Genomic DNA, 18,362 nt, shown 5'->3' with positions numbered 1-18,362 from the left:
GAGCTCTTCCGATGGGGTAGGGGCACTTTTTCCGCAAATTAGCTGAGCTACCGCGTAAAGACTAAGGAATACTCTGGAAGGAGCTGCCGCAAAGCGGGCAGGGAAGAGAGGGCTTTGCTCAAACGCAAGGAGCTGGGAATAAGATGACACCGCTGGGCTGGGCTAGCCTCACGCTTCTGGGTATTGTCTTAGCTCTTTGGGCTCTTCTAAGGTTCGGCTGGCGCTGGCGGCGGATCAAGGGATCGCTGGCAACTTCAAGCCCGGAGGCCCGTTTCCGCGCGGCTCTAGAGGCCAGCCTGGATGCCATCTATCTCTTGGAGGCGCTGCGGGATCCCCATACCGGCGAGATCATCGACTTTGTCTTTGTGGATGTCAACGCCAAGGGGGAAGAGCTCATTTCCCTCCAGCGCCGGCAGATCATCGGCCAGCGGCTGTGCGAGCTGCTGCCCATCAACCGCTGGGGGGGCTTTTTTGAGAAATACAAGCGAGTGGTGGAAACCGGCATTCCTCTGGAAGAGGAGTTCCCCATTTCGGGGCAGCCGGGCTTGAAGGCCAGTTGGATCCATCACCAAGTGGTGCCGGTGGGAGACGGGATCCTCATCACCAGCCGCGACATCAGCGAGCGGGTCAAGATGGAGCGGGCTCTACAGGAAAGCGAGTCTCGCTACCGCGCCCTCTACGAGGCCATTCCCGACTTGATTTTTGAGCTCAGCGCCGAGGGAGTCATTCTTCATTGCAAGCCTTCCCCTTACGTTCCCACCCGACATCCGCCTGAGTTTTACGTGGGTCGCCGCGCCCAAGACGTGTTTACTGGCTCGCTGAAAGAGCAGTATCCATCTCTGGCGGAGGGGGCCTTGGTCAGCCAGACGCCGCAGTACCTAGAGTACGAAGTTGAGATTGAGCCGGGGATCCGCTGCTATCGGAGAGCCTGCGTTGTCGCTCACGGGAGAGACAAAATTTACATCCTGGTGCGGGATATCACCAAGCGGAAAGAGGCGGAGTTGGCCCTTAGAGAAATGGAAGCCACCCAGCGGGCCATTCTCCAAGCCATCCCCGACCTCATCCTTCGCCTGAATAGCCAGGGCATCTGCCTGAGCTCTATTCCCGGAGGCGATGTCCATCTTTGCTGCCCAGCAGAGCGCCACTTAGGTCGATCCCTCCAGGAGATTCTGCCGCCAGCGCTGGCCGAGCAGCGGCTTTTCTATGTTCAGCAAGCCCTGGCCACCCAAACCCAACAGCGCTACGAGTACAGCATTGAAGTTCAAGGGGAGGTACGCTACGAAGAGGCCCGCATTGTGCCTCTGAACAGCCAGGAAGTCCTGGTGATCGTGCGGGATATTACAGAAGCCAAGCAGGCAGAGCTGGCCTTGAAAGCCGCTGAACAGCTGCAGCGAGCCATTCTAGAAGCCATTCCCGACTTGATCTTTCGCCTGGACAGCCAGGGCATTTGCTTGAGCTTTATCTCGGGGGGCGAGGTTCTTCCCTATGGCTCACCCGACACCTACGTGGGCCGATCCCTCCAAGAGGTCCTGCCAGCGGAATTGGCCGAGCGGCGGCTTTTCTTTGTTCAGCAGGCTATAGCTACCCAGACGCGGCAGCGCTACGACCAAAGCATCGAGATTGAAGGGGAGACCCGCCACGAAGAGGTGCGCATTGTGCCCCTCAACCCCCAAGAGGTGGTGGTGATCGTCCGCGATGTAACCGACAGGGTGCGATCCCAGCAGGCCGTCCAGGAAAGCGAGCAGAAGTTCCGGGCGCTGTTTGAGAATGCCGCTGTGGCCATCCTCATCCGTCATGCCGAGACCGGCGAGATCCTGGAGGCCAACTCCCAAGCCATTGCCGCCTACGGGTTTTTCAGCCTGGAGGAGCTGCGGGCCTTCGACGCTTCCGAGCAGTCTCCCTATCGCCAGGCTCTTCGGGGCGGGGAGTTCTCGCTGCAGTCCTACTTGGAGCAAGCCCGCCAGCAGGGATCCGCCCGCTTTGAGTGGCAATGGCAGCGGCAGGATGGCCGAGTTGTCTGGGAAGACGTGTTTGTGCAGCCCCTTGTCTTGCGCGGGATCCCGTGTTGGGTGTTTACCGCGGTGGACATCACTGCCCGCAAGTCGGCAGAAGCGGAGCTGGAGCAGTTTTTCTCGGTGGCTCTGGATTTGCTTTGCATTGCCGATGTCCAAGGGTACTTTCGCCGTCTCAACCGCGCTTGGGAGACTACGCTGGGCTATTCTCTGCAGGAGCTGCAGAGCCGACCCTTTTTGGAGTGGGTTCACCCGGAAGATGTCCCCGCCACGCAGGCGGCCATGCAGCAGCTTGTCGAAGAGAAACGGCTGGATCACTTTGTCAACCGCTACCGCACTCAGGACGGCAGCTATCGCTTCATCGAGTGGCGAGCCTTTTTGGCCGGATCCCTGGTCTACGCCGCCGGGCGGGACATCACCCTGGCCAAGCAGGCCCAAGAGCAGATGAAGGCGGCTATGGAAGCTGCCGAGGCGGCCAACCGCGCCAAGAGCGAGTTCCTGGCCACCATCAGCCACGAGATCCGCACGCCCATCAACGCCATCATGGGCATGGCCGGCCTGTTGCTGGATACCTCTCTCGATGCCCAGCAGCGGGATTGGGTGCAGACCATCCGCTACGGCAGCGAGGTGCTGCTCAGCCTCATCAACGACATCTTGGATTTTTCCAAGATCGAGTCCCAGAAGCTGGAGCTGGAGGAAACGCCCTTCTCCTTGCCCCAGCTCATGGAGGAGCTCTTGGATCTCATGGCCGCCCAGGCCCAGAGCAAAGATCTGGAGCTGGTGGCCTGGGTGGATCCGGCCCTGCCGGCCACCCTGGTCGGGGATCCCAACCGCCTGCGCCAGATCCTGGCCAACCTCCTCAGCAACGCCATCAAGTTCACCCCCCAAGGGGAGGTGGTGGTGACCGTCGAGGCCCAAGAGCAAGATCCCCAGGCCCAGGTGCAGTGGGTGAGCTTCCAGGTGCAGGACACCGGCATCGGCATCCCGCCGGAAAAGCAGGATCGCCTCTTCAAGCCCTTCAGCCAGGTGGACAGCTCCATCAGCCGCCAGTACGGCGGCACCGGCCTGGGGCTGGCCATCAGCCAGCGCCTCTGTCAACTCATGGGCGGAACGATCTGGGTGCAAAGCCAGCCGGGTCAGGGATCCACCTTTGGCTTCCGCATCCCCCTGAAGCTTCCGGATGCGGCCCTCTGGGCAACCCCCACCCCCGACCCAGCTCTGGCCGGCCAGCGGGTTTTGCTGGTGGAAGACAACGCCAGCCAACGGCAACTTCTTGCGCGCCTACTGCAGTCCTGGGGGATGCAGGTAACAGCCTGCAGCACGGTGGCGGAAGCCCAAGCCATAGCCAAGGCCCAGACTTTTGAGCTGGCCCTGGTGGATACCAGCCTGCCCGACGGCGATGGACTGGCCCTGGCCAGGGCTCTGCAACAGGAGCAGCCCCCCCTGCGGCTTGTGCTGCTGGTGGATCGCAGAGCCGCTTTGGCAAGCGCTGGCTCTCTTCCTGCCTTAGGTAAGCCGGTCAGGGCTTCTCAACTGCGGGCTCTGCTGGGCCAGGAAAAAGTGCCTGCGGCTGCTTCCCACTTGAAACCCCAGCTCCCTCTGGCCAGCCGCTGCCCGTTGCGCATCCTGGTAGCCGAAGACAACCCCGTCAACCAAAAGGTCATCCGCCTGATGCTGGAGCGGCTGGGCTATCAGCCGGACATCGTGGCCAACGGCCTGGAAGCCCTGCAGGCGCTGCAACTGCGCGCCTACGACCTGGTCTTGATGGATCTGCACATGCCGGAGCTGGACGGCCTGGCCGCCACCCGCCGCATCCGCAGCGAACTTCCCCCAGAGCGCCAGCCGCGCATCCTCGCCCTCACCGCCGATGCCTTCCTGGAAAGCCGCGCTGCTGCCGAAGCCGCCGGCGTCGATGGCTACCTGACCAAGCCCCTGCAGCCGGCTGTGCTGGAGCGGGCCCTCCAGGAAGCTGCTCTCGATTTTGTCGGGGATCCAAAGCCAGAGCCGGCCCTGGATGCCGCTGCCCTGGCCAGCCTGCAGAGCATGCTGGGATCCCCGGAAGACTGGCAGGAGATGATCCAAACCTACCGGCAAGACAGCCAGGCCCTGCTGGGATCCCTGCGCCAGGCCCTGGAGAGCCGGGATGTCCAAACCGTGGCCCAACTGGCCCACCGCCTCAAGGGCAGCAGCAGCACCTTGGGGGCCAAGCTCTTAGCTCAACGCTGCCAGGCGCTGGAAAAGCTCGTTCGCAAGCCATCGGCCAACTCTGTAAACTGGGATACCATAGAGCAGGCCTTCCAGCGGTTGGAAGCCGAGTACCAGCGGGTTATCCTCGAATTATCGGCTAGCGCGCCAGGACCGCTTCTTTCTTCTCCAGGGGCCCATGCAGAGGCTTGAGAGCAACCTTTCGGCTGGATCCGTTCCTCAGACCGGAACGAGCTCTGCTGCGGCAGAGAAGCGGCCTCTCCTCCTCATTGCCGACGATGATCCCAGCCAGCGGCTTTTGACTCGCTACGCCCTGGAGCGGGAGGGCTACCAACTCGTGGAAGCGGACAGCGGCTTGGCGTGTCTAGAAGCTGCAAGCCGCTATCAGCCGGACATGGTGCTCCTCGATGCGGTGATGCCGGATCTGGATGGGTTTGAGTGCTGCCGCCGCCTCCACGCCCAAAACCCGGACTTGCCGATTTTAATCGTCACGGCTTTGGAAGACGAAACCTTTGTCAACGAGGCCTTTGCAGCCGGCGCCAGCGACTACATCCCCAAGCCCATCCACTGGTCGGTTTTGAAGCGGCGGCTGCGCCACTTGCTGCAAGCCAACCAGGCCCAGCGCCGTCTGCAGCAGCTTAACCAGGAACTGGAAGCCAAGGTACAGGAGCGCACCGCCCAACTGGCCTGCCAGGTGGCAGATCTGGAGCAGCTCAACCGCCTCAAAGACCACTTTTTGGCCACCGTCTCCCACGAGCTGCGCACCCCCCTGACCAAGATCAAGCTGGCCCTGGAACTCCTGCGCCGCACCCCCCTCAACGAGAAGCAGCGGCAATACCATGACATTGCCCTGCAGGAGTGCGAGGCCGAAATCCAGCTCATCAACCGCCTATTGGATCTGCAGGGCCTGGAAGGGAAAGACCTGGGCTCTGCCGTTGCAGCTATTGACCTGCCCCACCTCTGGCACAGCTTGATCGAGTCGGTGCAGCAATGCACCCAGGCCCGCTCCCTCACGCTGCAGGTGGGGGATCTGCCCCCCTCCCCCTGGCGGTTTTACAGCCATCCGCAGCTCCTGACCCAGATCCTCAAAGAGCTGCTGGACAACGCCTGCAAGTTCACCCAGCCAGGTGGCACGATTCGTCTAGAGGTTCAGCCAATCCCTGAAGGGGTTGAGTTCAGGATCGGCAACACCGCTCAGATCCCGCCCGACCAGTTGCCCCGCCTGTTCGAGCGCTTTTATCGGGTGCCCACTGCGGATCCCTGGGCCCAGCCGGGCAGCGGCCTGGGGCTGGCCTTGGTGAAGCAATGGGTGGAGCGCCTCCAGGGTCACATTCGAGTAACCAGCGAGGCGGGGTGGACATGTTTCCTGCTGCGCCTGCCCAGCCTAAAGCCCTCTGGCAGGACGTGATCAGTGGCCGACGGCAGCGGCGGTTTCGGCAGTGGCAAAGGAAGTGCCGCAGCCGCAGCTAGCCACCGCATTGGGGTTCTTGAAGCGGAAGCCGCCCCCCAACAGATCCTCGGAGAAATCGACAGTCAGCCCTTGAATAAAGGTCATGCTCAAGGGATCCACCGCCACCCGAATCTCGCCAAAGTCAAAGGTATGGTCGTCAGGGTTGGCCTGGGGCTCGAAGTTCATGGTGTAGGAGAGGCCGGAGCAGCCGCTGGGCTTTACCCCCAGGCGCAAGATGGGTTGGGATCCCTCTTTCTCATACTTGCTGCGCAGCCGCTTTAGCTCTTGGATGGCGCTCTCGGTCAAGGTGATCATGGCGGGAAAGCTGACACTTACTTTTATCCTAACAGGGGTTTTGGGCCGCCTTTTCCCCTCGCGCGGCAGGAACAGTTGATAAGCTAGGGATCCCGTTTCCTCAAGCCTAACGTTCTGCCCTTGTGACGGATCCCAACGCCATTCGTGTTACCTTTCTGGGCACCAGCTCCGGCATGCCCACCCGCCAGCGCAATGTCTCGGGCGTGGCGGTGCAGTTTCCGCAGCGGTCAGAATGGTGGCTGTTCGATTGCGGCGAGGGCACCCAGCACCAGTTGCTGCGCCTAGACGAGCTGCGCCCCAGCCAGTTGCGCCGCATTTTCATCACCCACATGCACGGGGATCACATCTACGGCCTGCCAGGGCTGTTGGCCTCCTGCGGCCTGGGCAGCACCCCCCAACACATCGACATCTATGGCCCCCCCGGCCTGGAAGAGTACCTGAAGACGGTGCTGCGCTACAGCGAGAGCCGAATTCCCTATTCCTTCCGGGTTCACACCGTCGAAACAGGGCTCATTCTTCAGGATCCCGAGTACTGGGTCTTCTGCGCCCCCCTGGATCACCGGGTGCCCGCCTTCGGCTACCGCGTGGTGGAGCAAGACCGGCCCGGCACCTTCGACGTGGCCAAAGCCCAGGCAGACGGGATCCCGCCCGGCCCTCTCTACGGGCAGCTCAAGGCCGGCCAATCCATCCTCTGGCAAGGCCGCTGGTTCCACGGGCGAGATTACGTAGGGGCTCCGATCCCAGGGCGCAAGTTCTCCTACTGCACCGACACCATCTTCTGCCGCAACGCCGTCGATCTCTCTCGCGCCGCCGATCTGGTCATCCACGAGGCCACCTACGCCGAAGCGGATCGGGAGCTAGCCGAGCGCGCCAAGCACTCCACCGCCGCCATGGCCGCGCGGGTGGCCGCCGAAGCCAAGGCCCAGACCCTCATCCTCACCCACTTCAGCCCCCGCTACACCTCAGAGAGCCCTATCACTTTGGAAGACCTGCTGGCCGAAGCCCGGGCCATTTTTCCCAACACCATCCTGGCCCGGGATCGGATGACCTACGAGATCCCGCGCCGCAGCCCCGCTCCCCTGCCGGTGGGAGTCTAGACCTGCCTTGCTAGCTAGAATGATAGGACCGACAGCCTCAACCTGCGATGACGGATCCCAGACCCTATCCCGAACGGCCCAAAACCGAGCAACTGGAGCAAAACGCCAGCGAGTGGCAGGCCTTCAGCGCCTTGCCCCCCGCCACCTCTCTGCCTCCTGTGCAAGCCGAGCGACCGGCTTCTCAAGCAGCCAGCGTCCCCCAGGCTGAGGAAACCCTGCCCAAACTGGCCCCCTGGGGCAAACGGATCGGAGCCTTTGCCCTGGATTTTGGGCTGGGGCTGGGGGTCTCCTACCTGGCGCAGGGCCTGGCTTCCCTGGTGGGAGCCGATGCGGGCGCCGTGGATATGACCGGCTACATCGCCTTTTTTGCCACCTGGTTGGTGAACCGCGGCTACTTCCAATCCCGCCCCGCCGGCCAAAGCCTCGGCAAATGGCTGCTGAACCTCAAAACCCTGGATCCCGAAACCGAGGCCTCACCCCATCTGGTGCGCTCCCTGGCCCGCGAAGGGGTGCTCTCGCTGTTTATCCTCACGGAAGCCCTGCTGGTGCCTTTGGCTGCCGATGGCCTGTTCGCCCTTTTCGATAAAGAAAAACGCCAGAGCATCCACGACCGCGCCGGACGCACCCTGGTGGTGGAATCGGAGCGAGGCTACCACCTGGATGAAAAAGCCCTGCGGCTGCTGCAGGAAATTCTGGAGGGAGAAGCCGCCGAGGACGTCAAGTCCGCTGCTCGCGACCTGTTGCGCAAAGCTCAGCGCAACGAAACTGTGCGCGATCTTTCCAGACAGATGCAGCGCCTGAGCAGGGACGTGGATCGGAACACCCGCGCCCTCCGCCAACAAACCGGCAGGCAAGTCAAAAACTGGGTTGATTCCGTCAAAGAAAAGTTGGATAATTGGTGATCGCGCTTGCGAGGTAGCCCATCTCCAACCTCGTTGGCTGGGGTTTTGGGGATCTCGAGCCGACTTTCACCTCCATCTTGGGATCCACTATGGCCAAAGCAAAGGGTGCCCGCATCATCATTACCCTGGAATGTACGGAGTGCCGCACCAACGTCAACAAACGTTCTCCGGGGGTAAACCGCTACACCACCACCAAAAATCGCCGTAACACCACGGCCCGCTTGGAGCTGAAGAAATTCTGCCCCAAGTGCAACCGCCACACCGTCCATAAAGAGATCAAATAGTTCAAGACGCTTTACCGTTCTCCTGACCTATGGTTTACGCTCGTCGCCGCCTGTCTCCCATCAAACCGGGAGAGCCGATCAAATACACCGATGTTGAGCTGCTCAAGAAATTTGTAACCGAGCGCGGCAAGATCCTGCCCCGCCGCATCACGGGGCTGACTGCCAAGCAGCAGCGGCAAGTCTCCAAAGCCATCAAACAAGCGCGCATCCTAGGCCTTCTCTACTTTGTCAACAAAGAAGGGTAAGTTGCTGTCTGCTTTCTCCGGATCCCGATGAGCCTGCAGCTTTCGCCGCAATTGCAAGCTCGAATGGCCCAGCCCCTTGAGATTGGGGGGGTAAAGGTTTTTAGTCGTGTCTTTCAGGCACCCCTGTCAGGCGTAACCGACAAAGTGTTTCGGGGGTTGGTACGCCGCTTTGCCCCGCAAAGCCTGGTCTACACCGAGATGGTGAACGCCACCGGGTTGCACTATGCCCGCGAGCTGCCCCGCATTATGGAAGTGGGTGAAGGAGAACAGCCCATCGGCATCCAGTTGTTCGACTGCCGGCCCCACTTTTTGGCCGAAGCGGCTCGCATGGCCGTGGATGAGGGGGCGACCTTGGTGGATATCAACATGGGCTGCCCAGTAAACAAGATTACCAGAAACGGCGGCGGCTCTGCCCTGCTGCGGGAGCCGGACACGGCAGCCCGGATTGTGGAAGCGGTGGCCAAGGCTGTACCTGTACCTGTTACAGTGAAAACTCGCCTGGGCTGGTCAGATCAGGAGATCAACATTCTGGATTTTGCCCATCGGCTGCAGGAGGCTGGAGCGCAACTGCTTACTTTGCATGGCCGCACACGCGCCCAGGGCTTTAGCGGCAAGGCTCGCTGGGATTGGATCCGCTGGGTCAAAGAGCACTTACGCATTCCGGTGATCGCCAACGGCGATATTTTCTCGACTGATGCAGCGGTAAAGTGTCTGGAGGAGACCGGAGCCGACGGGGTGATGTGCTCCCGCGGCACGATGGGCTACCCCTTCCTGGTGGGGCAAATCGATCACTTCCTGAAAACCGGCCAAGAAAGGCCGGCTCCTACCCCCCTGGATCGGATTCAAATGGCTTTAGAACACTTGCGGGGCCTCTGGGAGTATAAGGGAGAACGTGGCATCCGTCAGGCCCGCAAGCACATGACCTGGTACATCAAGGATTTTGCCGGCGCCTCTCAGTTTCGCGCCCTTCTCTGTCGCATCGAAACCTTGCAAGAAGGGGAAGCCCTTCTGCTTCAGGCCATGGAGCGCTGCCAAGAGGCCCCGCTGCAACCGGAAGAAGTAACTGAAGACTCAAACGAAGAGCAATTTGAAGAGACTACCTGAAATTGAGTGGGGGATCCTTTTACCCTGACGGCTGGGCGGTAGCCAATCGGTCTTTGACCGCCGTTTGCAAACGGTCGTTTTCATCTTGAAACAAGGCATCCACGCTTCTGGAGAAGCGACCCTGACTTGCTATGGGCAGTTGAGCATAAGCAAACTGCTCCGGCTGAGACAGAAGCTCGCGGTCAGCAGCTTCAGCCGCACCTGAGCTCGATGCGAGCTTTTGGTCTGGCGGGCCTGGCCAGCCTCCCGCAGGCTGCCACGGTTTTCCCGAGCAGCCTGTGGAAAACCTGTGGAAATCCCCCGAAGGCCGCCCCCAGCCTTCATGGGATCCCCAGACCACATCTAGAGCAACGAACCACTAGATTAGAGCATCCCACACTGGTCGTACGTTAAGTTTTATAAATTTGTCAGGGAATAGCAACATTTTCATCCCCCTCAGCCTGTGGAAAACTTGTGGAAAACTTCAAAAATCTGTGGAAAACTTGTGGAAAAACCTCCCGAGTTATCCACAGAGTATTTATACCTTGTGGAAAGTTGGCCAAGTTATCCACAGTTTTTCCACAGGTGGGGAATACGATCAAAAGCTTGTGGCGCAAGGTTTTTCCGATCAATTTCCACAGTTTCCACAGCCCCTACTACTACTAGATTAAAAAATTAAATTGGGTAGGGATCGTGATTTTTAACTTTATCCTGCGCGCGCGAGGAAAATTTTTTGCAAAACTCGTCTGGGCAGGGAGGGATCCGTGGGAAGCAGGCGGTGTAGGATAGGCGTATTCAGCTCGCAAGTCCCCTGATGGTGCAAGCTCAACGTCCTGCGGATTGGGAAGTCGAAACCGGATCGCCCGCGTCTGCCCCGCGCGACGGCAGGTCTGGGGATCCCTTCCCCGTCAACAGGACAGAGTCCTTCGGCAAGGCTGTCGACCTACCTGCCGGTTGTCTTTGCTTCACCTGTGAGCAAGCTGAGCTCAGCCACCACCTTGCTGCAGTTAGCCGAGCCGTTGCCAGCCGTCCTGCCCTGCCAGTTTTGGCCAACGTGCTGGTAGAGGCAAGTGCAGAGGCACAGCGGGTTGCCCTGACGGCCTTTGACTTGAACTTGGGCATTCGCAGCGAGTTCGAGGCCGAGGTGAAGGGATCCGGTCGCACCACTCTGCCGGCCAAGCTGCTCAGCGACATCGTCAGCCGTTTGCCTAGCGGCCCGATCGGCCTCAGCCAAGTGCCGGAGAGCGCTGCCGTGACCCTTACATCGGCCGCCGGCCAGTACCAGCTACGCGGCATGCCTGCGGAAGAGTATCCCACCTTGCCCGAGATAGCGCCCCGTACTGCCGATGCCGATGCTGAGGAGGAGAGCTTAGCCGCCCAGATCCTTGAGCTGCCCATCGAGAGCCTGCTGCAAGGGATTGGCCAAACCCTCTTTGCCGCTTCCGGTGATGACACCAAGCAAGTGCTTACGGGTGTACATGTCAAGCTCTTGACCGGGGATCCGCCGCGGCTGGAGTTTGCGGCCACCGATGGACATCGCCTGGCGATAGTTCAGGTGGAGGCGGAAGGGATCCCAGTTGATTTGGCGGCTGGGGGGACGAAGCTGGATTTCACCATTCCCGCTCGGACTCTACGAGAGGTGGAGCGCATCCTCGGCGCCCAGACGGCCGCCTCCGCGGTGGAACTGCGGTTTGACCGGTCGCAGGTGCAATTTATTTTGCCCCCTGGCGCCGGCAGCGCTCAGTGCCAGCAGCGGATTACCAGCCGCCTTTTGGAGGGCCAGTACCCCGACTACAACCGCCTGATCCCCCGGCAATTTGAGCGGCATGTAACCCTGGAGCGTCGGCCTTTGATCGAGTCCTTGGAGCGAGTGGGGGTGTTTGCTGCCCAGCGGAACGACATCATCAAGTTCAACCTTTCTGAGGCAACCCAAACCCTACGCATCAGCACCGAGGCGCCCGATGTGGGCAGCGGCGAGGAATCTCTGCCGGTACAGATGTCCGGCCCTGACCTGGAGCTGGCTTTTAATGTGCGCTACCTGCTGGAGGCCCTTAAGGTGTTTCATACACAGCAGGTGAGCCTGGAGCTGAACGGCGCTACCCAGCCGGCCATCTGGAAGCCGATTGGAGCGACGCGCCTCTGCTATTTGGTCATGCCGGTTCAACTGCGGGCTACCTAGCCCACCCCAGCCTGACCCAAATCGAAGATTGGCCTCAGTTGCTCCCCTGACCTGTCCGGAGAGGAGAACAGGTGGCTGCCGATAGCAGCTCGAGCAAACCGGTGGGTAAACTCCTGCACCAAGTCCACCCGCCCTTGGCGCAAAACGGCCGGCTCCAGGCGCTCGGTCGTGTTGCAGGTCATTAACACCACCAACCTCTGCTCGCAGTCGAGATAATCGGGAGCGAGCACGCTTTGGTGAAGGGTGCCATCTAACAGGCTGAGGATGCGTTCGGTTTTGGTGCTCTGCTGGGCTACCTCGCTGGCTCGGTCTTGGGCGAGGTGATCGGCTTCGTTGATGATCAGGCAGACCCCCTCCAGGTAGGGGGGCGCGATGAACTCCTGCACGGCTTCGTGATCCAAGATGAGCACCGCATAGCGCAGGGGCCCCAGCAGCTCGTGGGTCACTGCCTGCGTCCATCCCGTTTTGCCCGTACCCGGGATCCCGTGCACCAAGACCGCCAATCGCTCCTGCTGTAGAAGCTGCAAAGGCCTGAATTTCGGTGGGAAAAGAACTGATTGGATAGGGGCTGTGGATTTGCCCGATCCGGCTTTGGTAGCCGCTCACCATCACTGCCAGATTGTAAGTAACCTTGCGAACAAGGGCCTGAGAGCCACGCCCAGCAGGGTGTAGCGGCGGCAGTTGTGATAGGTGGCCTGAACTTGTAGCCAAATCTGCGGCTCCGGTCAGAAGGCATAGGTGGTGCCCAGGCTGCTGATTTCCTCCCAACTGCTGAACCGCTCGACTGGATGGTAGAAGTAGCGCTCCATATGGAATTGCGCCAACTGCACCAGTCGCCCCAGATGCGCTAAAACTCTGAGAACGGTCATTTCCTGCAGGCGCCTTAAAACGTCATCGATGGGAACTTGATCCCGGCTCACCTGCTGCTGAATCGGCGTCTGCGTGGAGAGCTGATCATGAAATACTGTATGGTCGGGGCGGGGCAGAGGTGGAGTGACGCTATTCCAAAACCCTTCGATCTTGTAACAGGTATTCTCTGAAAGTTGAGAAGCGCGCTGTACTCTCTACGTCCTACCGCATTGGCAATATCGCTGCACACATCTCCAAAAATTTTTCGGCCAACGCCCAGGGATCCCGCACAGGAATACTCGGCATCGAAATGGCGGTACAGGGGTTTCCACCCGGATTGCAGTAGGTTGTGCCGGTAGCTGGGGTAATAGTCTTCGTAATCGTTATCCAGGCAGGGTTAGGGTCTGAGAAGAGGGGAAGCCAATAGGGGGTGCTAGGGCGTGGACGACTGAAAGAGCTGGGCTGTTGACGATTGCAGGGAATCCAAACGGCATGAGTCAAGAGTGTTCTGGGTGTGGTCAGGTGGTTCCCAAAAAACGCCACGAAAGGTGGCACGATTGCCCCTACTGCGGGCTAAGCCTGTCACGGGATCACAACTTGGCGAGGGGAATCAAATCCAGAGCGGTGGGGCATCCCGTTCTTAAAGCTCAGGAAACGCCCGCTGCGATAGCAGGGATCCCTGTTCGCGAAGCGTGGCGTAAGCCATGAAGCCCGCCCTCTACCCGTTCGCGTCAGCGGCGCGGAGCGCTTCAGGGTGAGGAACGGGAGTATGGGCTTCCAAATCGTTGCTGTGGGCTGTGGAGCCCGAATGGCCGCTGAGAGCGGCTTGGGCGTTGCGGCGCAGCCGGTGGGCCTTGAGGCGGCGCAGGGCAGAGGCGGGAAACCTGCGGTCGAACTCCTCGTCGCCAATCCGCGCCAGTTCTTGGAGATCGGGGGCAACATTCCAAGGGTAAGGCTGAAAATCGGGGATCCGGCTGGGCCGGGCAAAGCGCTGGTTCCAAGGGCAGACCTCTTGGCAGATGTCGCAGCCGGCCACCCAGTTGTGTAGGTTCTGGGCGATCTCGGCAGGGATCTGCTCGGCGTGGCTTTCCAAGGTGTGGTAGGCAATGCAGCGGCGGGAATCCACCACCCCTGGGCTGACGATGGCCTGGGTGGGGCAGGCCTCCAGACAGCGGCTACAGGTGCCACAGTGGGCGGTGTGGGGCCGGTCGGGGATCAACGGGAGAGTGGTCAGGATTACCCCCAGAAATACCCAGGAGCCGTATTCGCGGGTAAGCAAGAGGCCGTTTTTTCCGATCCAGCCCAAGCCCGCCTGCATGGCCCAGGGCTTTTCCGCCACTGGGCCGGTATCGACGTAGAATCGACCGCGGTAGTCCGGAAACTGGGCCTGCATCCAGAGGTGGAGCTGCTTCAGCCGCCGTCCCAACACGCGGTGGTAGTCCCGCCCCCACGCGTAGCGGGAGATCTTGCCTTTAGCTGGATCCCGGCTGTGGCAGGTGGGGGTGTAGTAGTTGAGGGCCACACAGACCAGAGATTGTACTCCCGGCAGCACCCGCTCTGGATCCATTCGCCGGGGATCGGCCATCCAGGCCATGTCGGCGGCCATGCCCGCGGCCAGCCAGGCCCGCAAGCTCGTCAAGTCAGGGGGATCCGCCGCGCTGGCAATGCCGACTTTGTCAAAGCCCAGCGCCAGCGCCTGCCGCTTCACCTGCTCGGTGGCTCTGGCCCAATCGGCTGCTGCTCCCACGGTCGGCCCCGACAATTCTAGGGCTATTCTGGCAGACCCATCACCTGGCGGTAGCGGGCCTCCAGTTGTGCTGCCTGCTGCGAGCGACGGAAGGGATCCCAGGTGCTGTGAGCGAACAGCTCCTGCCGCAGCTTGGCCACATCCACCGTCGTTACCTCGCCGTTGGCCACCACCCGCTTCCCCCTGACCCAGACGCTGTGCACCACCTGGGTGGGCCGGCCCAGCACCAGTAGACCAATGGGATCCGTGCGGGGCAACAGCGACAGTTGGGTGAGGTCGTAAAGCACCAGATCCGCCTGCTTGCCCACCTCCAGGGATCCCAGCTCCTCTCCCAGCCCTAGACCAATGGCCCCACCGCGAGAGGCCATCTCGATGCTCTCCCGCGGCGAGATCCAGTGGCGGTAGTCGGGATCCGTAATGTTGTGCAGGATGGTGCCGATTTTAATGGCCTCCAGGAGATCCTGGGAGTCATTGCTGGCTGACCCATCGCAGCCGAAGGCCACGTTCACCCCCGCCTGCCGGTACTTGAGGATGGGGGCGATGCCGCTGCCCAGGCGCAGGTTGCTCAAGGGGTTGTGGACAACCGTAGAGCCGGTGCGGGCCAAGATCTCGATATCGGCATCGGTAAGCCAGACGCAGTGGGCCAGCGAGGTTCTCCGGTCTAGGTAGCCCAAGCGCTCCAGGTGCTCGACTGCGCTGCAGCCGTACTTTTCCTGGGCCAATCTCTGCTGGGCGCGGGTTTCCAGCAGGTGGGCATGGCGGGGGAGGCCATACTTCTGGCTCAACTCCGCGCAGCCCTCAAACAGCTTGTCAGAACAGAGTTGGATGCCGGTGGGGGCCACCATCAGCGTGATGCCCTCCTCTGGCCGGTGAAAGCGCTGCACTGCCTCTTCCACAATGGCCAACACCTCCGCTGTGGAGAGAGGATAGGTTTCCAGCTCCCGATCCGAAAAGGAGCCGCTGGGCAACCCCTGAGAGAGGGCTTGATCCTGGAGCAGGGGGCCGATGAAAGCGCGGATCCCGACTTCTCGGTAGGCCCGCACCGCCGCCTCGAGGGTGGCCAGCTCCTGGCCAGGGATGAGGATTAGGTGATCCACTACGGTCGTGCCGCCACTGAGCAAGGTTTCCACCGCTGTCGCCAGGGCGCTGAGATAAATCTTTTCTGGATCCGGGGGCGCGTACTCGTGCAGTTGTGCCAGCCACAGCTCCAGCGGGTAGGGCGGGATGATCCCTCTTTGCCACAGCTCCGAAGAGTGGGTGTGAGCGTTGACAAAGCCGGGCAACAAAAGCTTGTTGTGGGCATCGAGCTCTACGCCATCTGGGCCCACTGCCGCCAGCTCTTTGCCGATGGCAGCGATCCGCTCCCCTTCAATGCGGACATCTGTAGTCTCGTAGCCGGTGGCGGTGGGAATCAGCACATTGCGCAAAAGGTAGCTCATGGCCAGCAATCAAAAGAGCTGTTCTTCAGTTCACACTTTGCCGTGCCAAGGCAAAAAGGGAGGAAAGCCCCAAATACCCTCCCAGGACGCTTCCCGTGAGGAAGTCACCACCTAGCCAGCCCCCCTCAGGGTGGAGAGGCCCACCGAGTAGGCTGCTTCCACCAATCGGGGTGAATTCAGGGATCCATCCGCAGCGTGGAATGGGCTTATTTCTTCTTCTTGGTGGAGCCCTTTTTGGAGGGCTTGCCCTCAGCAGCAGGCGCTGGCTCTGCGTCAGCAGATTCTGCGACGACGGGTTCTGGGGCAACGGACTCTGCTGGAGGTTCGGCAGCAGGTTGGTCAGCCACAGGTTCTGCGGGAGGAGCGGCTGCAACTTCTGCCACTTGCGCTGGCTGTGCTGGCTTGAGACCGGCCTGAGCGGCCACCTCAGCGGCAAAATCCGCTTCTTGTTTCTCGATCCCTTCTCCCAAGACGAAGCGGGCAAACCGCCGCACCCGGATGTTTTCCCCTAGCTTGGCAATGTGCTGCTTCACCAATTCCTCTACGGTAATCGAGGAATCTTTAATAAAGGGCTGATCCATCAAGGACAGCTCTTTCAGGCGCTTCTCGATGCGGCCCTGCACGATCTTTTCCCGCACGTTTTCAGGCTTGCTGGCCAGATCCTCTTTGCCCATCTCGATGGCCCTTTCCCGCTCCACCACTTCGGGAGGGATCTGGTCAATGCTGACGTACTCCACGCTTTGGCAGGCGGCAATCTGCTTGGCAATATCTTGCACCAGCTTCTTAAAGTCTTCGTTGCGGGCCACAAAATCCGTCTCGCAGTTCACCTCCACCAACACACCGATCCGGTTGCCGAAGTGGATGTAGCTATCGACAACCCCCTCAGCCGCCACGCGACTGGCCTTTTTGGCTGCCCCTGCCAACCCTTTCTGCCGCAGCCAGGTGATGGCTTTCTCCATATCGCCACCGGACTCTTCCAGGGCTTTTTTACAGTCCATCATGCCTGCGCCCGTCTTTTCGCGCAGCTCTTTGACCAATTTGGCATCAATACTCATGAGGGTTCCTCAAATCTCACATCGTACAAAGAGGCAGAAAGGATGTGACCGGATGCAGAGGATAGGCAGGAGCAGAACAAAGGATGAATCTGGATTTTAAGGATACAGGCTTCTGGAGAAAGGATGGACAGGGAGCAACTCGAACCACCCAGGATCCCCACCCTCGGCCCAAGGGTTACTCTCCCTGCTCGGGATCCCCCTCCTCTTCATCCTCCACATCTTCCAGAATGTCATCCTCTAGATCCATGTCCATGGCCCCCTCGTAGTCGTACTCATCCTCTTCGACTGTGTCGAGCTGCCCATGTCGCCCTTCGTAGATGGCATCGGCCAGCTTGCCTACAATCAGCTTAATCGCTCGGATGGCGTCGTCGTTAGAGGGGATGAAGACATCGCTCAGGTCAGGATCGCAGTTGGTATCCAGCAGCGAGATGATCGGAATCTTGAGCTTGATACATTCCTGAACGGCGTTGGCCTCCCGCCGCTGATCGACGATGATTACCGCGTCGGGGAGCTTGCGCATAGTTTTGATGCCGCCCAAGTACTTCTCCAACTTGGCCAATTCCCGTTTTAGGCGGGCCGCTTCTTGCTTAGGCAGGCGATCCAGCAGGCCGCTGCTCTGCATCTCCTCGATTTCCTTGAGGCGGTCGATGCGGGTTTTGATGGTGGCCCAGTTGGTGAGCATGCCCCCCAGCCAGCGCTGGTTGACGTAGTAGCTGCCACAGCGAGTGGCCTCATGGGCGATGATCCCGGCGGCTTGCCGTTTGGTGCCGACAAACAGGAAACGCCACCCCTTTTCGGCCCCCTCCCGCACGTATTCATAGGCTTCGTTGAGGTAACGGGCCGTCTGCACCAGGTCGATGATGTGAATGCCGTTGCGCTCGGCGAAAATGTAGGGCCGCATCTTGGGGTTCCAGCGGCTGGCCTTGTGGCCGAAGTGTACCCCTGCCTCCAGCAGTTGAGGCAAACTGACTACGCTCATGAGTTGGTTATCTCCTACGGGTTAGCCTCCGCCCGAACGGATCCCCGTTGAGGACACCCGGTAGTTCGGGCGTGTGGTATTTTGACAGCTCAGCTATGCTAGCATGTGTTCTACAGGATCCGGTAACCAAGGCCTTGCACTTGCCGGGATCCGGTTCTAGAAGCTAAACTGGTAAAGCACCTCCAGAGATTTTCTCTGGCTTAGGTGCGTCGGGGCGTAGCGCAGCTTGGTAGCGCACCACTTTGGGGTAGTGGGGGTCGAAGGTTCAAATCCTTTCGCTCCGACTGGAATTAGAGAGAGCCCCTTTCTAGTGGCAGGGTCAAGCCATTCTTTTGGGGATTGCGGTAAACTACCCCGCGGCTGAAGCTAGGGGCTCTGAGGGCTCCGTCCCGCTGGCGCGAGCAGGGAAACTGCTCTTGGAAAGAAAGCTGCATTGGCGCTAGTGGTGCGGGGCCTCCTAGGTGGCTTCCATCAGAACCTCCGGGGTACTCCCGCCACAGCGCAGCTTGGCGGGATGGGGG

General features: G+C 60.5%; 15 protein-coding genes, 1 tRNA gene and 1 pseudogene. 10 read left to right on the top strand and 7 right to left on the bottom strand.

Annotated features, from left to right (window positions below; all coding sequences use genetic code 11):
- Nucleotides 1-143: 143 nt before the first annotated feature.
- A complete protein-coding gene (locus NW855_RS01670) occupies nt 144-4,409 on the top strand; it encodes a PAS domain S-box protein (protein ID WP_414508281.1) in 4,266 nt (1,421 codons plus the stop codon).
- Complete coding sequence (locus NW855_RS01665; RefSeq protein WP_099835898.1) at nt 4,396-5,625, top strand: response regulator; 1,230 nt, start codon at nt 4,396-4,398, stop codon at nt 5,623-5,625. The genes NW855_RS01670 and NW855_RS01665 overlap by 14 nt, the downstream gene beginning before the upstream one ends.
- On the opposite strand, the gene NW855_RS01660 is transcribed toward NW855_RS01665, so the two are convergent.
- A complete protein-coding gene (locus NW855_RS01660) occupies nt 5,626-5,982 on the bottom strand; it encodes a HesB/IscA family protein (RefSeq protein ID WP_011430489.1) in 357 nt (118 codons plus the stop codon).
- A 140-nt stretch (nt 5,983-6,122) separates the two neighbouring features.
- On the opposite strand from NW855_RS01660, the gene rnz reads away from it, so the two are divergent.
- From rnz to dnaN, 6 genes are all read left to right on the top strand, one after another.
- The gene (gene rnz, locus NW855_RS01655; RefSeq protein ID WP_414508286.1) at nt 6,123-7,079 is read left to right on the top strand and encodes a ribonuclease Z; all 957 of its coding nucleotides are present in this window, start codon (nt 6,123-6,125) and stop codon (nt 7,077-7,079) included.
- Between the two features lie 47 nt (nt 7,080-7,126).
- On the top strand, nt 7,127-7,981 hold the full coding sequence (locus NW855_RS01650) for an RDD family protein (RefSeq protein ID WP_228375219.1): 855 nt from the start codon (nt 7,127-7,129) through the stop codon (nt 7,979-7,981).
- A gap of 89 nt (nt 7,982-8,070) precedes the next feature.
- The gene (gene rpmG, locus NW855_RS01645) at nt 8,071-8,265 is read left to right on the top strand and encodes a 50S ribosomal protein L33 (protein WP_011430486.1); all 195 of its coding nucleotides are present in this window, start codon (nt 8,071-8,073) and stop codon (nt 8,263-8,265) included.
- Between the two features lie 29 nt (nt 8,266-8,294).
- Complete coding sequence (gene rpsR / locus NW855_RS01640) at nt 8,295-8,510, top strand: 30S ribosomal protein S18 (protein ID WP_011430485.1); 216 nt, start codon at nt 8,295-8,297, stop codon at nt 8,508-8,510.
- Between the two features lie 27 nt (nt 8,511-8,537).
- Nucleotides 8,538-9,614, top strand: a complete 1,077-nt coding sequence (gene dusB / locus NW855_RS01635; protein WP_414508280.1) for a tRNA dihydrouridine synthase DusB — start codon at nt 8,538-8,540, stop codon at nt 9,612-9,614.
- 793 nt (nt 9,615-10,407) lie between these two features.
- On the top strand, nt 10,408-11,772 hold the full coding sequence (gene dnaN, locus NW855_RS01630; RefSeq protein WP_099835900.1) for a DNA polymerase III subunit beta: 1,365 nt from the start codon (nt 10,408-10,410) through the stop codon (nt 11,770-11,772).
- On the opposite strand, the gene NW855_RS01625 is transcribed toward dnaN, so the two are convergent.
- Nucleotides 11,769-12,275 carry an AAA family ATPase gene (locus tag NW855_RS01625; RefSeq protein ID WP_168174235.1) on the bottom strand — a complete coding sequence of 169 codons (507 nt, stop codon included), beginning with the start codon at nt 12,273-12,275 and terminating at the stop codon, nt 11,769-11,771. The two genes, dnaN and NW855_RS01625, sit on opposite strands and share 4 nt — an antisense overlap.
- A 222-nt stretch (nt 12,276-12,497) precedes the next feature.
- On the bottom strand, nt 12,498-12,641 hold the full coding sequence (locus NW855_RS01620; protein ID WP_168175288.1) for a hypothetical protein: 144 nt from the start codon (nt 12,639-12,641) through the stop codon (nt 12,498-12,500).
- Between the two features lie 403 nt (nt 12,642-13,044).
- Between NW855_RS01620 and NW855_RS01615 the strand changes: the two genes are divergently transcribed.
- Complete coding sequence (locus NW855_RS01615; RefSeq protein WP_414508285.1) at nt 13,045-13,329, top strand: zinc ribbon domain-containing protein; 285 nt, start codon at nt 13,045-13,047, stop codon at nt 13,327-13,329.
- 10 nt (nt 13,330-13,339) lie between these two features.
- Here NW855_RS01615 and queG read toward each other — a convergent pair whose 3' ends face one another.
- The 4 genes and pseudogenes from queG to rpsB form a co-directional block, all read right to left on the bottom strand.
- Nucleotides 13,340-14,383 (bottom strand): tRNA epoxyqueuosine(34) reductase QueG, encoded by a 1,044-nt coding sequence (gene queG, locus NW855_RS01610; protein WP_276307354.1) that lies wholly within the window; start codon nt 14,381-14,383, stop codon nt 13,340-13,342.
- Between the two features lie 8 nt (nt 14,384-14,391).
- Entirely contained in the window at nt 14,392-15,807 is a 1,416-nt protein-coding gene (locus NW855_RS01605; RefSeq protein WP_099813171.1) for an amidohydrolase, read from the bottom strand.
- A gap of 410 nt (nt 15,808-16,217) precedes the next feature.
- Nucleotides 16,218-16,862 (bottom strand): annotated as a pseudogene (tsf, locus tag NW855_RS01600) (translation elongation factor Ts); the annotation flags it as partial.
- 175 nt (nt 16,863-17,037) lie between these two features.
- Nucleotides 17,038-17,841, bottom strand: a complete 804-nt coding sequence (gene rpsB, locus NW855_RS01595; RefSeq protein WP_011430474.1) for a 30S ribosomal protein S2 — start codon at nt 17,839-17,841, stop codon at nt 17,038-17,040.
- 210 nt (nt 17,842-18,051) lie between these two features.
- Between rpsB and NW855_RS01590 the strand changes: the two genes are divergently transcribed.
- Nucleotides 18,052-18,125 (top strand) — tRNA-Pro (locus NW855_RS01590).
- The last annotated feature ends 237 nt before the right edge of the window (nt 18,126-18,362 follow it).

The sequence above is a fragment of the Synechococcus sp. RC10B2 genome (assembly GCF_047502635.1).
The sequence above is the reverse complement of the archived record's forward strand: the minus strand, read 5'-3'. Positions and strand labels throughout refer to the sequence as shown.

Excerpts from the sequence above, each read along its gene's own strand:
- NW855_RS01670 (WP_414508281.1), top strand. The coding sequence starts at position 144 with ATGACACCGCTGGGCTGGGCTAGCCTCACGCTTCTGGGTATTGTCTTA.
- NW855_RS01665 (WP_099835898.1), top strand. The coding sequence starts at position 4,396 with ATGCAGAGGCTTGAGAGCAACCTTTCGGCTGGATCCGTTCCTCAGACC.
- NW855_RS01660 (WP_011430489.1), bottom strand. The coding sequence starts at position 5,982 with ATGATCACCTTGACCGAGAGCGCCATCCAAGAGCTAAAGCGGCTGCGC.
- NW855_RS01650 (WP_228375219.1), top strand. The coding sequence starts at position 7,127 with ATGACGGATCCCAGACCCTATCCCGAACGGCCCAAAACCGAGCAACTG.
- rpmG (WP_011430486.1), top strand. The coding sequence starts at position 8,071 with ATGGCCAAAGCAAAGGGTGCCCGCATCATCATTACCCTGGAATGTACG.
- rpsR (WP_011430485.1), top strand. The coding sequence starts at position 8,295 with ATGGTTTACGCTCGTCGCCGCCTGTCTCCCATCAAACCGGGAGAGCCG.
- dusB (WP_414508280.1), top strand. The coding sequence starts at position 8,538 with ATGAGCCTGCAGCTTTCGCCGCAATTGCAAGCTCGAATGGCCCAGCCC.
- dnaN (WP_099835900.1), top strand. The coding sequence starts at position 10,408 with ATGGTGCAAGCTCAACGTCCTGCGGATTGGGAAGTCGAAACCGGATCG.
- NW855_RS01620 (WP_168175288.1), bottom strand. The coding sequence starts at position 12,641 with ATGACCGTTCTCAGAGTTTTAGCGCATCTGGGGCGACTGGTGCAGTTG.
- NW855_RS01605 (WP_099813171.1), bottom strand. The coding sequence starts at position 15,807 with ATGAGCTACCTTTTGCGCAATGTGCTGATTCCCACCGCCACCGGCTAC.
- rpsB (WP_011430474.1), bottom strand. The coding sequence starts at position 17,841 with ATGAGCGTAGTCAGTTTGCCTCAACTGCTGGAGGCAGGGGTACACTTC.